We start from the raw sequence: 13,418 nt of genomic DNA, 5'->3' as shown, positions 1-13,418 counted from the left end.
GGTGCCGGAAGCGCAGCGAGACGAGGCCGCGTTCGACCCCCGCCCGCACCCGCCGCTCGAAGAGCTCCACCACCCCCGGCCCCGTCCCCCAGGTGATGTGGAAGCGCGGCACCGAGTTGCCCGGGCCGCCCGCGCCCTGCCCGCCGCGCTCGGCCCACCCCACGACCGGGAAGAGCCGCAGGCCCAGCGAGCGCAGCCAGGCGTACTTCTCCCCCGCCGCGAAGGCCACGTAGGCCTCGGCCCACAGCCGCGGGTTGCGGTCTTCCTCCCGGTCGAAGCCGGCGGTGTTCATCCAGTCCCGCAGCGCCAGCTCGTAGGAGTCGCGGATGCCCAGCCGCCGCTGCTCGGGCGAGTTCACGAAGAACAGGCCCCCGAAGGACCAGAAGGCCTGGCCGCCGAAATTGGTCTCGGGTTCCTGCTCGAGGATCACCACCCGCTTCCCCGCCTCGGCCACCTCGGCCGCCGCTGCCAGCCCTGCGAGGCCCGCCCCTACCACGATCACGTCCGTCTCTTGGGTCATGCCCGTTCCCCCCGTCTGGTCGCTAACGCTGCTTTGGAGCTAGTTTGCCATATCTGTCTGGTGGGGGTCGTGCGGTGATGGCTGATAGCCAAACGCCAAACGCAAAACGCAAGATGCGAGACGCAATACGCCCTTTATTTACCCCCCTTAGCAAGGGGGGTAGGGGGGATAAACCCTCCTCGAGTGCGGAGAGGGCCGGGGAGGGGCAAACCACGAGCCACTAGCCACAATCCTCCCGCCAGGGTTATTTCTTACCTGTTGTTAACCTTCTCGGTACTAAACTGGTCCTGTTCCAAGGCGGAACGCCTCCCGAGCGCAGCCAAAGCAATCCTTTGGGTGCCCTGTGCTCGGGCTTTTTTTGGGGGCTGCGGTAATGCCTCCAGCAAATTGCACTTGCGGTCACGGCTGGTCCGGCTATAATCGCGTCCCGTGCGTCCTGGTGACGCCTACGACGGGAGGACTGCGGATGCGGAAGGCATGGTTATGGACGGCGGTGCTGGCGCTGGGGAGCGCCTGGGCCCAGGGCTGGCAGGTCGAGGAGGCCCTCGACCCCTCGACGGAGAGAACCCAGGTTTTCGTGACGCTGAGCGCCTCGAAGGAAGGCTCCACGTTGCCTGAGGGAGACCTCACGCTCTCCTGCTTCGACGTGGAAGACCCCACCTTCGGCGGCTATATCGCCATCGACTTCAAACCTGCAGGCTTCCTGATGGGACCGACCTCCGTCCGCTGGCGTTTCGACGACGCACAGGAGGAGCGCCACCGGCTGATCCTGAGGCTCTACGAAGGGCGCTCCTTCTTCTTCATACCCGAGGAGGACGCGGCAGCCTTCTTCGAAGGGCTGCTGGGCGCATCGAAGCTCGAGGTCGTTCTCGAGCAGCCCTTCGGCCAGGGAGTGCTGCGCTTCGACGTGAGCGGGCTCGAGGCCTACGCCTCCCGGCTCGGCTGTTTCCAATACTGAAGGGCATGAAGCGGTCCCCCCTCGAACGAGGGGGGACCGGTCTATTCGGGGCGTGGTTCAGCCGCACTTGCTGTAGCCGCAGCTATAGCACTTGGTGCAGCCCTCCTCGCGCACGAGGTTCTCGTCGCCGCACTCCGGGCACTTGCCCAGGCCGGTCTTGCCCGCGGGCTTGGCGCTGACGGCGGCGATGTGGACGGGCGGGGTCAGGGCGCGCTGGGGGGTCTGGGGCACCACGTCGCTCGAGGCGGCGCGGCGGCTCTCCTCCCGGTGTGCGGGCTTCGCCCGTCCCGACAGGGGATCGTCCTCCAGGGCCACGGCGGCGTTGGTCTCGAGCGCCACCGCGATGAGGTCGGCCTTGGAGGTCACGAAGCGGCCCTGGTAGTTGCCGTAGAGACCGCCGTTGATGCCGCGCAGGGTCTTGACCAGCGCCTCGGCGGGCACGCCGTACTGCAGGGCGATGGAGATGACCCGGCCCAGCGCCTCGCTGTCGGCGTTGGCCTCGTCGCCGGCCTTGCCCGAGGTGAGGATGACCTCCACCGGGTGCTCGCCCTGCATGTTCACCGTCACCAGGAAGCCGCGGCGGGTGCCGTCGGCGGCGGTGAGCTTGACCATGTCGGTGTAGCCCACCAGGCGGCCGGTGCGCTCGAAGACGGGCTGGCCCACCTTGGGCATGGGCTCGGCGGGGACCTCGAGCAGCGCCGGCTGCACCGCGACGGTCTCCGAGCCCTCCGGCTTCGGCTTCTCCTCCTTCTTCTCCTCCTTGCTCACCGAGAGCACCTGGAACTGGCGGCTGCCGTCGCGGTAGACGGTGATGCCCTTGCAGCCGGTGAGGTAGGCCTCGGTGTAGGCGGCCTCCACGTCCTCCACGCTGGCCTCGTTGGGGAGGTTAATGGTCTTGGAGAGCGAGTTGGCGGCGTAGCCCTCGGCGTCGAAGGCCCGCTGCACCACGCCCTGCATGCGCACGTGGTCCAAAGGCGGCACGTCGTGGGCGCCCTCGAACACGGCGGCGATGCCCGCGGGGATGTCGGGGAGGCCCTTCACGGTGCCGTGGTTGGCCTGGATGGCCTCGATGAGCTTGTCCCAGTCCCACTTGCCCTCGGGCGTGGCGAAGGCCCCGTCGGCGGGGTACTGCTCCATGAGCTCGACGAACAGCGGGTGCAGCAGGGCCTTGTACTGCCCGCCGATGCGCCGCCACATGAAGGGGGAGAACATGGGCTCGATGCCGCTCGAGACGCCCATCAGCATGCTGGTGGTGCCGGTGGGGGCCACGGTGAGCACCGCGACGTTGCGGCGGGGGCGGATGCCCAGCGCCTCGAAGGCGGCGGGGTTGTCGCGGTAGACCGGGAACACCCCCCGCTCCTCGCCGAGCTGCTCGGAGGCGGCGATGGCTTCCTCGCGCATGGCGTTCATCATCTCGGCCACCGCCTGGCGCCCGGCCTCCGAGGAGTAAGGCAGGCCCAGCTTGATGAGCGCGTCGGCCAGGCCCATCACGCCCAAGCCGAGCCGGCGCAGGGTCTGGCTGGCGACGCGGTTGTCCTCGAGGGCGAACACGTTCACGTCGAGCACGTTATCCAGGAAGCGAACGCAGGTGCGCACGTCCTTGCGGAACTCGGCGGAGTCGAACTGCCCGTTCTCGACGTAGGCGGCCAGGTTGATCGCGCCCAGGTCGCAGGGCTCGCCCACGGTGAGGGGAATTTCGCCGCACGGGTTTGTGCTTTTTATCACGTACCTTTCCCCTAGGTTCTTCAAGGCCGAAAGCTCGTTGATGCGGTCGACGAAGATCAGGCCCGGCTCACCGGTGGCCCAGGCGTGCCAGGCAATCTCGTGCCACAGCCACTTCGCGGGCACGCCCAGGCGTACGGGGCCACCGGCCCTGTCCTGGAGGGAATCTGCTCCCAGGCGGTAGACGGGGATGGGGCGGGCGCCGTCGGCCTCGCGGTCGGGGAGGTCGGGGATAACGCCCGTGTACTCCCCTTCCACCGGCACGGGGTAGTACTTGCCGGGCACTTCGGCGGGCTCCACGCCCCACAGGCCGTCGGCCTGGAGCACGTTCCAGAAGGCCTCGGTGACCAGGATGGAGATGTTGAAGGTGGAGATGTCGCCCTCGGCGGCCTCGCGGTCGAGGTCCTTGGCGGTGAGGAAGTCGAGGAGGTCGGAGTGGTCGATGGAGAGGGTGGCCATGCCCGCCCCGCGCCGGGTACCCCCTTGGCGCACCACCCTGAGCACCGGCGAGTACACGTAGCGCAGCGTCGCCACCGGGCCGCTTTTCTCCGCCCCCAGGTTGGCCCACTCCAGGAAGTTGTCGAAGATTTCGACCAGGAAGCTCACCGGGCCGCTGCTGGTGCCGCCCGAGCCCTTGATGGGCGCACCCTCCGGCCGCAGGGCGCTGAAGTCGACGTGGGGTTCGGCGTGGCTGCCCGCCAGCCGGATGGCCTCCCGGGCCGCGTCGATGATCCCGGCCATGTCGTCGGGGACGAGGGCGGTGCCCGCGGGCTTCTCGCGTACGGTCATGACCCCGTGGCGGCGGGCCAGCGCGGCGAGCTCGGGGCTCACCAGCCCGTACACCACGCGGGTCCAGTTGCGGATGGTGACGCTCTCCTTCTCGCCGTCGGGGTTGATGGGCGGACGCATCAACCCCCGGATGAAGTCCTCCACGTCGGCGTGGGTGGCGCTGAGGTAGGCGAAGCCGCGCACCGTGCCGCGCTCGCCGGCCTCCTTGCCCGCCCCGCCATGGCGGGGCGGGTATGGGTCGAGGTTGACGCCGTTGCCCCCGCCCACCTTGGTCACCAGCGCGAGCTTCTTGGCGACCTCGAGCACCCCCTCGAAGCTGGAGGGCTCGTGCTCGGTGGCCCCCTGCACGAAGCAGTTGAGCACGTTGCCGTGCTGGGTCCCCGCGCCCGCCAGCACCCGCCCGCCGGGGCAGAAGCGCTTGGAGGCCATCAGGCGGTAGAACTGCTCGCTCCAGTAGGCCCGGTTCTGCTCAGACTCCGGGCTCGCCACCCAATCCGCGACCCGGCGGAACATTCCGAATACGTCCCCGTCACCGTCCTGCATGTACTGGCGCTTGGCGATTGAACGGGCGTGATCGTCGAAAACAGCGGGTTCAAAGGCGTCCATGCTTCCTCCAAAAATTCGCAACACTCCCCCTGGCCCAGGAATAAGGCCCTATATCTTGGGGTTTCTGGCAGCGATACTACTACCTATAGTGGTAGGGCCGCAAGGTGCAGCCGTCACAATCTTTCCGGGGACGTGCTCAGAATACCGCCGGCATCGGCCAAAAATCAAGGCGCCCATCCCTTCATCTAGCGGGTGTACTTCTCCCGAGGCCCAAGTTATAGTGGGTACACCGTTACCAGTATGTTAACACAAGAACCGGGGTTCTGGCTTTAGCCTCGAGCACATTTCGGCGGGCCGAAGCTGAGCCAGACCCCGGTAGAGATGGTGTGCGGAAGCGCGCGAGCCGCCTCGAGGCGAGGCGTCGAGCGCGGCAGCCCGCGGCGTCACCCCCGCAGGTGCCACACCGCCAGCGAGAAGGGCTCCTGGGTGTAGCCCTGGAGGCTGCCCCCCTGGCACGTGACCTCGGCGCCGCTGAGCAGTTCCACCGCCACCTCGCCGCGCGACCAGACCCCGTGCAGGGGGATGAGCACGGGCCACGGCTCCTCCGAGGCGTTGACCGTGATCACCACCCCCTCCTCCCCTTCCACCCGGGCGAAGGCCAGGCGGCGGTCCTGGGCATACAGGCGCTGGTAGCGGCCCCGCCGCAGCAGCGGGACGCTGTGGCGCAACTGGCTCATCCGCCGCACGGTCTCGACGACGGGTTGCTGCCAGTGGCCCTCGTCCCAGGGCATCCCCCGCCGGTTGTCGGGGTCGTGGCCGCCGGGCAGCCCGACCTCGTCGCCGTAGTAGACCGTCGGCACGCCCGGCAGGGCGTAGAGCAGGGCCAACGCCAGGGCGCTGCGCTGCACGTCGGCGCGCATCAGGCTGAACAGGCGGGGCGTGTCGTGCGAGGACATGATGTTCATCTGCGCCTGCACGATCTCCCAGTCGTAGCGGTCGAAGAGGTGCTCGAGGCGGTGGCTGAAGGCCAGGGCCTGCAAGGTCTCCACCCTCCCCAGGCCGCTCTTGGCGGCGAGGTCGCGGTCGAGGAGGGCGTCGCCCACGAAGCCCAGCACGGCCCGGCCCAGCGGGTAGTTCATCACCGCGTCGAACTGGTCGCCCTGCAGCCAGCGGTCGGCGTCCTCCCAGATCTCACCGACGATGTAGGCCTGGGGGTTGATGGCCTTGACCCGGCAGCGGAACTCCTGCCAGAAGCTGTCGTCGTTGATCTCGTTGGGCACGTCCAGCCGCCAGCCGTCGATGCCCTGGCGCACCCAGTGCTCGGCCACGGCGAAGAGGTACTCGCGCACCTCGGGGGTGTCGGTGTTGAACTTCGGCAGCTCGGGGTTGTCCCACCAGGCGGCGTAGTTGGCCCGGCGCTCGTAGGCGTTGAGCGGCCAGCCGAAGACGTGGAACCACTTGAGGTAGGGCGACTTGGGGCCGTTCTCGAGGATGTTCTGGAAGGCGAAGTGCCCCCTCGAGCAGTGGTTGAACACCGCGTCGAGGACCACCCGGATGCCGCGCTTGTGGGCCTCCTCGAGCAAATACGCAAAGGCGGCGTTGCCCCCGAGCATGGGGTCGACCTGGAAGTAGTCGGTGGTGTGGTAGCGGTGGTTGGCCGTCGAGGCGAAGATGGGGCAGAAGTAGATGGCGTTGAAGCCCATGTCCTTGATGTAGTCGAGCTTCTCGGCCACCCCCCACAGGTTGCCCCCCTTGAAGCCCCGCAGGGTGGGTGGGGAGTCCCAGCTCTCGAAGTGCGCGGCCAGCGGCGCAGGCATCGCCAGCGGCCCTTCACCCCGGGCGAAGCGGTCCGGGAAGATCTGATAGAACACGGCGTCTTTTACCCAGTCGGGCGTCATGCGGCTCCCTCCAGGCCCGCCCGTGCGGGTGGGCGTTTCGGCATACCCGTGTAAGTCTAAGCGATCGGCACGGCCGCGCAAGGGGATCGTGACCTGCGGCGGCTCGAGCGCCCGCGCCGTCAGGCCGGGAGGAGGCCCTCGAGCGCCCGCGCGAGCTCGACGTGCAGGCGGTGCGAGCCGCGGTGCACGGTGAAGTGGCCGCGGAAGGGCGCCCCGGCGAGGTAGACGTCGCCCAGGAAGTCGAGGGCCTTGTGGCGCACGGGCTCGTCGGGGAGGCGGGGGGCGTTGAGGCTGGAGGTCTCGGTGTAGACCAGGGTGTTCTCCAGGCTGGCCCCGTGGGCCAGGCCCTGCGCGCGCAGGGCCTCGAGGTCGCGCAGGAAGCCGAAGGTGCGGGCCTCGGCCACCTCCGCCAGGCGGCCGGGCGGGCTCTCGAAGCGCCGGTAGCCGATGAGGGGGTGCTTGAAGGTGATGGTCACGCTGAGCCGGAACTCGGGGGCGGGCTCGGCCACGATCTGGCCCTGGTCCTCCAGCACCCGCAGCGGGCGCGGCAGGGGGAGGGGCTCGAGGGGGTTGGCGGGGAGGGGCTCAAGCGCGCGGAGCCACTCGCGGGCGCTGCCGTCGAGGATGGGGATCTCCGGCCCCTCGACCTCGACCAGCAGGCCCTGCCACAGGTTCTTCAGCCACAAGGCCCCCAGCAGGTGCTCGACGGTGGCGACGCGGGCGCCCTGGGCCCCCAGCGTGGTGCAGCGCAGGGTGTCCACCACCGCGCTGGCCCGGGCCGGGATCTCCACCCCCCCCACCCGGAAGCGCACCGGCCCCTCGGCCGGGTGGAAGCGCACCGTCGCCCGCTCGCCGCTGTGCAAACCGATGCCCGAAACCTCAATCATCGCTTTCCCTCAATACCCGGCGCAATTTTTTCTCCATCCCCGCCAGCCAGTCCAGCAGCGCCAGGCGGCGCCAGTGCTCGCGCAGGGGCTTGGAGGGGATCCCCCCGGCCCAGGTCTCGCCCGGCGGCACGTCCTTGCTGATGCCGCTCCCGCCGGCGACGCGGGCCCCCCGCCCGATGCGGACGTGGTCGGAGACGACCACGTCCCCGCCCATCACCACCCCGTCCTCGACCACCACGCTGCCGGCGATCCCGCTGAAGCCCACCATCACCACGCCCCGCCCGATGCGGACGTTGTGGGCAATGTAGCAGCGCCCGCCGATCTTGCTGTAAGCCCCCACCACCGTATCGCCCACCAGGCTGCGCTCGAGGATGGTCCCCGCCCCGATCTCGGCCCCCTCCTCGACGACCACGCCGCCGGTGTGGGGCAGGCGCTGGCCGTCCTGGAAGCCGAAGCCCACCGCGCCCAGCACCGCGCCCGAGAGGACACGGCTCTTGGGGCCGAGGCGGGTGTTGCGGTGCAGGGTGACGTGGGCCTCGAGCACCGCCCCCTCCCCCACCCGGCAGCCGGGCCCCACGTAGCTGTACGGCCCCACCACCGCCCCGGCGGCCACCTCGGCCCCCGCGCAGACGGTGGCGAAGGCCCCCACCCGGGCGGCGGGGTCCACGCGGGCCCCCGCCTCGACGAGCGCGGTCGGGTGGACGCCGGGCTCGGCCCAGGGCTCCGCCGGCTCGAACAGGGCCAGCAGCCGGGGCCAAGCCGCGCCTAAGGAGGCGACCCGCACGGCGCTGCGGGCCTCCGGCAGCGGCAGGCCGTCGGGCAGGACCAGGGCGGCCCCGCTCTGCAGGGCCTGGGGCAGGAATTTGGGCTCCCGCACGGCGACGAGCTCGCCGGGCCGGGCCGTCTCGGGGGGCGCGAGGCGCGAGACCTCGAGGTCGGGCCCCTCGAGCCGCCCCTCGAGCGCGTGGGCAACGTCCGACAGGCGCATGCTCAACGGTGTCGAAGGCAAATCCGCGTCCCGCGCTCGGCTCAGCGCCGGAGCACGTTGTCGGAGGAGACCAGCGCGTCCTTGAGCACGTGCAGCATGTCCAGCGCCTTGCCCGTGCCCACCGCCACCGCCTCCACCGCGTTCTCGGCCACCACCACGGGGACGCCGGTGGCGTCTTGCAGCAGCAGGTCGAAGTTCTTGAGCAGCGAGCCGCCGCCCGAGAGCAGGATGCCGCGGTCGATGATGTCGGAGACGAGCTCCGGGGGGGTGGTCTCGAGGATGCCCTTCACGCCCTGCACGATCTTGTCCAAGGGCTCTTGCAGCGCGTCCACGATGTCCTGGTCGGCGACCTCGATGGTCTTGGGCAGCCCCGTGATCAGGTCGCGCCCGCGCACCTCGGCCACCAGGCGCTCGTCCTCGGGCATGAGCTTGGCCGCGCCGATCTTGATCTTGAGGTCCTCGGCGGTGCGCTCGCCGATGAGCAGGTTGTACTTGTTGCGGATGTGGCGGATGATCGCCTCGTCGAACTCGTTGCCCGCGACCCGCAGGCTCGTCGAGTGCACGATGCCCCCCAGGCTGATGACGGCGATGTCGGAGGAGCCGCCGCCGATGTCGACGACCATGCTCCCGGTGGGCTCGGCGATCTTGATCCCCGCCCCGATGGCCGCCGCCAGGGGCTCGTCGATGAGGAAGGCCCGCTTGGCCCCGGCCTCCACGATGGCCTGCACCACCGCGCGCCGCTCGACCTCGGTGACGCCGGAGGGCACGCCCACCATCACCTGCGGCCGGGAGAAGCGCGGCCCGGTGAGCACCTTGGCCAGGAAAAGCTTGAGCATCTTCTCCGTCAGGGTGTAGTCGGCGATCACCCCGTCCTTGAGCGGCCGCGCCGCGACGATGTTGCCCGGCGTGCGGCCGAGCATGCGGTAGGCCTCGGCCCCCACCGCCTTGACTTCCTTGCTGCCCTGCACCACCGCGATGACCGAGGGTTCCCGCAGGACGATGCCCTTGCCCCGCACGTAAATCAGCACCGACGCGGTGCCGAGGTCAATGCCAATGTCCTGTCCGCCCAAGGAGAAGAGTCCAGCCATATCGCCCCATTCTATAGGGATTAGGGAGCGCCGTACATTTGACGGGTTCAGGCTTCTTTCGTGGCGTCGTCGGGGAACTGGCCCGCTACGCCACTACGGGAGTGCCGATAGCCCCTCGCGTTTAGCGTTTAGCGTTTAGCGTTTGGCGTTCGGCGTATGCCTACTTCGCGAACTCCACCGCCCGGCTCTCCCGCACCACCGTCACCTGCACCTGCCCTGGGTAGTTCATGTCGCGCTCGATGCGACCGGCGATCTCCCGCGCGAGCAGGGTGGCCTTGGTGTCGGTGATCTTGTCGGGCTTGACGATGACGCGCACCTCGCGCCCGGCCTGCACGGCGAAGGCCTGGTCCACGCCGGGGAAGCTCATGGCGATGCGCTCGAGCTGCTCCAGGCGCTGGATGTACTCCTCGAGGCTCTCGCGGCGGGCGCCAGGGCGGGCGGCGCTGATGGCGTCGGCGGCGGCGGCGAGCACCGAGTAGAGGGTCTCGCCGTTCTCGGGGTCGTGGTGGTGGGCGATGGCGTCGATGACCTCCTTGGGCTCGCCGAAGCGCGAGGCCAGGGTGATGCCGATCTCGACGTGGGTGCCCTCGATCTCGCGGTCAACGGACTTGCCGATGTCGTGCATCAGGCCCGCGCGGCGGGCGAGGGTCACGTCGAGGCCGAGCTCGGCGGCCATGATGCCGGTGAGGTGGGCGACCTGCACGGAGTGTTTGAGCACGTTCTGGCCGTAGGAGCTGCGGAAGTGCAGGCGGCCGAGCAGTTGCACCAGCCCCGGCTTGAGCCCGACCACGCCCGCCTCGAGCGCCGCCTCCTCCCCGCGCTCGTAGATGTAGGTCTTCATCTCGTTCTTGGCCTTCTCCACCACCTCCTCGATGCGGCTGGGGTGGATGCGGCCGTCGCTGACGAGCTGCTCGAGGGCCATCTTGGCGATCTCGCGGCGCACGGGGTTGAAGCTGGAGAGCAGCACCGCCTCGGGGGTGTCGTCAATGATGAGGTCCACGCCGGTGAGGGCCTCGAAGGTGCGGATGTTGCGGCCCTCGCGCCCGATGATGCGGCCCTTCATGGCGTCGGAGGGGATGGGCACCACCGACACCGCCAGCGCCGCGGCGGTCTCGGAGGCCTGGCGCTGCATAGCCTGGGCCAAGAGTTTCTGGGCCTCGCGCTTGACCTCGAGCCGGGCCTTCTCCAGGCTGGCGCGCACCCGGTGGGCGCGCTCCTCCTCGAGTTCGGCCTCGAGGCGGGTGAGCAGCAGGTTGCGGGCCTCCTCCTGGCTCATGCCCGCGACCTCCTGCAGCTTGAGGTCGATGTGGCGCTCGCGGGTGGCGAGCTCGGCCTCGCGCTCGTAGAGCGCCTTCTCGTGGACGTCGAGCTTTTCCTCCTGCTCGTCGAGGCGGGCGGCGCGGGCGTCGAGCTGCTCGCCGCGGCGGGCCAGCCGCTCGGTCTCGCGCTTGAGCTCCTCGCGCTCGGCCCGCACCGCCGTGAGGTCGGACTGCAGGCGCTCGCGCTCGAGCTTCAGCGACTCGCGCTCGGCGGCCAGGGCCACCTGCAGGCGCTCGCGCTCCTCGGCCATGCGGGTACGCACCCGGTTCTCGGCGTCGGTGCGGATGCGCTCGGCCTCGGCCTGGGCCGTCTCACGGGTGGAGCGGGCCTCGTTCTGGGCGGTGGCGGTGAGCTCGCGGGCCTGGGCGCGGGCGTTCTCCAGCAGGGCCTGCGCCTGCGAGCGCGCGGTCTCCAGGGTGGTCTGGGCGTCCTTGCGGGCCGCGTCCAGCATGACCTGGGCCTCCTGCCGGGCGGCCTCGAGCGCGCTCTTGTCGAGCTCGGCCATCCGATTGCCACGCTGCCACAGCAGCACCACCGCTGCCAGCAGCACCACCACGATCAACATCAGCACAATATCCAATGGGGTCATTACCAACCTCCTCCGGGAAGCGCCAGCGGTTGTACCGCCGCGGGCCTCTAAAGCCGCGGCGGGCAGGGCGGGCGAGGGGCGGCGTGGCCTCCTCGAGCCCGCGCCAGAACAGCCTGAGAACCAGGTTCAGGCCCGTCCACTCACGAAAAATCCCCCAGGTGCGCCGGAGCGCATCCAGGGGACGGGGGGAACGCGGGGGTGAGTAGCGGGCAGTCATGGCGTCAGGTTGGGGAACCCTTGCCCCGACCTGAGCGGCACGGTTGGATCAGATTGATCAATCCAGGCTTGGCAAATGCTTCAATCTAAACCTCAGCGTTCTCAGGCAGGGCTACCCGGCTACTAGGCTTCGGCTTCGGCGGGAACTGGGGTGGAGGTTGTCTCTTCCTCGTCGTCACCCGCCAGGTTGAGCGGCAGGTTGCTGGACTGGGCGAGCACCTTCTCGCGGATTTCCTGAGCCATTTTAGGGTCGCCCTTGAGGTACTCGGCGGCCTTCTCTTTGCCCTGTCCCAGACGGACTTCGCCATAAGACAACCAGGAACCCGACTTCTGAATCACCTCGGCAGCCACCGCCACCGTGACCAGATCGGCCAGGGGGTCAATCCCCTTTCCATAGTAAAGCTCGATCTCGGCTTCACGGAAGGGCGGGGCCACTTTGTTCTTGGTTACCTTAACCCGCACCCGGTTGCCCACCGCGTCGTTGCCGACCTTGATGGGCTGGCCCTGGCGGCGCACGTCGAGGCGTACGGAGGCGTAAAACTTGAGCGCCCGGCCGCCCGGGGTGGTCTCGGGGTTGCCGTACATCACGCCCACCTTCTCGCGGATCTGGTTGATGAAGATGGCGGCGGTGTTGCTCTTGGAGAGGGCGGCGGTGAGCTTGCGCATGGCCTGGCTCATCATGCGCGCCTGCAGGCCCACGAAGGCGTCGCCCATCTGGCCCTCGATCTCGGCCTGGGGGGTGAGGGCGGCGACGGAGTCGACGACGATCACGTCGACGGCGCCCGAGCGGGTGAGGAGCTCGACGATCTCGAGCGCCTGCTCGCCGGTGTCGGGCTGCGAGACCAGCAGGTCGTCGACGTTGACGCCGAGGCTGCGGGCGTAGGTGGGGTCGAGGGCGTGCTCGGCGTCGACGAAGGCCGCCACGCCGCCGTTGCGCTGGGCCTGGGCCACGATGGACAGCGAGAGCGTGGTCTTGCCGCCCGACTCGGGGCCGTAGATCTCGATGATGCGCCCGCGCGGGATGCCGCCCACGCCGAGGGCAAGGTCGAGGCCCATGCTGCCGGTGGGGATCACGTCGACGTGCTGGCGGCTGGATTCGCCCAGGCGCATCACCGCGCCCTTGCCGAATTGCTTCTCGATGGTCTTGAGCGCGGTGTCCAGCGCCTTTTGTTTGTCCTTATCCATAGTCATTCCTCACGTCCTTTCAGTTCGAAGCGTTGCAGCACGCGGTAACGCGAACCCTGTTTGGAGAGCTCGGACTGCACCAAAGTGAACCCCTCCACCCCGAACTCGAGGTCGAACACCACCGGCCCGACCCGGGGCGCGGGGCCCTTGCGGCGGGCCAGGGTGATGTGGCCCTTGAAGGGCTTGGGGTCGCCCAGGTCGGGGAGGGCCTCCCGCAGGCCGGCGGCGAGGGGCTCTAAGCCCGCCCCCTCCGCCTTGACGAACCACACCCGCGGGGTGCCGTCCGGCGGGAAGTAGCCGGTGCCGCCCAGGTGCAGGGTGAAGGGCGCGACCCGGCGGGCCACCACCGCCCCCACCTGCACCGTCTCGTCCAGGCGCCCCCTGGGCACCTCGCCCAAGAACATCAGGGTGAGGTGCAGTTGCTCGGGCGGGGTGGCCTTCCAGTTGCGGAAGCCCTTGAGCTTGCGCTGGGCCTCCTCGAGCGGGGGCCGCAGCTCGGGCGGGACGAAGATGGCGTAGAACAGCCGCAGGGTCTCGGGCCGCACGGCGGTGGCGGCAGGGCGCGGGCTCCTCATCCCTTCACCTCGCGCACCGGGCTCCCTAAGCCCAGCAACTCCTCGACCAGCAGGAAGAGCGCGGCGTGGGCCGCCCGCTGGCGCACCGCCTCGCGGGAGGGCGCGGGGAGGCGGTAGCGCCGGGCCCGGCTGCCCTC

General features: G+C 69.5%; 10 protein-coding genes. 1 reads left to right on the top strand and 9 read right to left on the bottom strand.

Annotation, left to right across the window (positions count from 1 at the left end):
- A partial coding sequence (locus tag MEICH_RS26155) for an FAD-dependent oxidoreductase (RefSeq protein ID WP_036219744.1) occupies positions 1 to 520 on the bottom strand: 520 nt, incomplete at its 3' end.
- Positions 521 to 986: 466 nt separating this feature from the next.
- Between MEICH_RS26155 and MEICH_RS0119395 the strand changes: the two genes are divergently transcribed.
- Positions 987 to 1,478 (top strand): hypothetical protein, encoded by a 492-nt coding sequence (locus MEICH_RS0119395; RefSeq protein WP_157202918.1) that lies wholly within the window; start codon positions 987 to 989, stop codon positions 1,476 to 1,478.
- Between the two features lie 57 nt (positions 1,479 to 1,535).
- On the opposite strand, the gene MEICH_RS0119390 is transcribed toward MEICH_RS0119395, so the two are convergent.
- The 8 genes from MEICH_RS0119390 to thpR form a co-directional block, all read right to left on the bottom strand.
- On the bottom strand, positions 1,536 to 4,595 hold the full coding sequence (locus tag MEICH_RS0119390; RefSeq protein WP_027893968.1) for an adenosylcobalamin-dependent ribonucleoside-diphosphate reductase: 3,060 nt from the start codon (positions 4,593 to 4,595) through the stop codon (positions 1,536 to 1,538).
- A 383-nt stretch (positions 4,596 to 4,978) separates the two neighbouring features.
- Complete coding sequence (locus MEICH_RS0119385) at positions 4,979 to 6,433, bottom strand: glycoside hydrolase family 13 protein (protein WP_036219742.1); 1,455 nt, start codon at positions 6,431 to 6,433, stop codon at positions 4,979 to 4,981.
- Between the two features lie 119 nt (positions 6,434 to 6,552).
- A complete protein-coding gene (lpxC, locus tag MEICH_RS0119380) occupies positions 6,553 to 7,320 on the bottom strand; it encodes a UDP-3-O-acyl-N-acetylglucosamine deacetylase (RefSeq protein ID WP_174422456.1) in 768 nt (255 codons plus the stop codon).
- A complete protein-coding gene (locus MEICH_RS0119375; RefSeq protein ID WP_027893965.1) occupies positions 7,313 to 8,308 on the bottom strand; it encodes a UDP-3-O-(3-hydroxymyristoyl)glucosamine N-acyltransferase in 996 nt (331 codons plus the stop codon). The genes lpxC and MEICH_RS0119375 overlap by 8 nt, the downstream gene beginning before the upstream one ends.
- A 41-nt stretch (positions 8,309 to 8,349) precedes the next feature.
- Positions 8,350 to 9,396, bottom strand: a complete 1,047-nt coding sequence (gene mreB, locus MEICH_RS0119370; protein WP_027893964.1) for a rod shape-determining protein — start codon at positions 9,394 to 9,396, stop codon at positions 8,350 to 8,352.
- A 160-nt stretch (positions 9,397 to 9,556) separates the two neighbouring features.
- Positions 9,557 to 11,305, bottom strand: a complete 1,749-nt coding sequence (rny, locus tag MEICH_RS0119365) for a ribonuclease Y (RefSeq protein ID WP_027893963.1) — start codon at positions 11,303 to 11,305, stop codon at positions 9,557 to 9,559.
- A gap of 339 nt (positions 11,306 to 11,644) precedes the next feature.
- A complete protein-coding gene (gene recA, locus MEICH_RS0119360; RefSeq protein WP_027893962.1) occupies positions 11,645 to 12,706 on the bottom strand; it encodes a recombinase RecA in 1,062 nt (353 codons plus the stop codon).
- Positions 12,707 to 12,708: 2 nt separating this feature from the next.
- Entirely contained in the window at positions 12,709 to 13,236 is a 528-nt protein-coding gene (thpR, locus tag MEICH_RS0119355; protein ID WP_027893961.1) for an RNA 2',3'-cyclic phosphodiesterase, read from the bottom strand.
- Between the last annotated feature and the right edge of the window lie 182 nt (positions 13,237 to 13,418).

This window comes from Calidithermus chliarophilus DSM 9957 (assembly GCF_000430045.1).
Taxonomy (GTDB): Bacteria; Deinococcota; Deinococci; order Deinococcales; family Thermaceae; genus Calidithermus; species Calidithermus chliarophilus.
Note: the sequence above shows the minus strand (reverse complement) of the source record. Positions and strands in the feature narration are given on the sequence as shown.

Coding starts and splice junctions, on each gene's coding strand:
- mreB (WP_027893964.1), bottom strand. CDS start 9,396: ATGGCTGGACTCTTCTCCTTGGGCGGACAGGACATTGGCATTGACCTC.
- rny (WP_027893963.1), bottom strand. CDS start 11,305: ATGACCCCATTGGATATTGTGCTGATGTTGATCGTGGTGGTGCTGCTG.
- MEICH_RS0119395 (WP_157202918.1), top strand. CDS start 987: ATGCGGAAGGCATGGTTATGGACGGCGGTGCTGGCGCTGGGGAGCGCC.
- MEICH_RS0119375 (WP_027893965.1), bottom strand. CDS start 8,308: ATGCGCCTGTCGGACGTTGCCCACGCGCTCGAGGGGCGGCTCGAGGGG.
- MEICH_RS0119385 (WP_036219742.1), bottom strand. CDS start 6,433: ATGACGCCCGACTGGGTAAAAGACGCCGTGTTCTATCAGATCTTCCCG.
- recA (WP_027893962.1), bottom strand. CDS start 12,706: ATGGATAAGGACAAACAAAAGGCGCTGGACACCGCGCTCAAGACCATC.
- MEICH_RS0119390 (WP_027893968.1), bottom strand. CDS start 4,595: ATGGACGCCTTTGAACCCGCTGTTTTCGACGATCACGCCCGTTCAATC.
- lpxC (WP_174422456.1), bottom strand. CDS start 7,320: ATGATTGAGGTTTCGGGCATCGGTTTGCACAGCGGCGAGCGGGCGACG.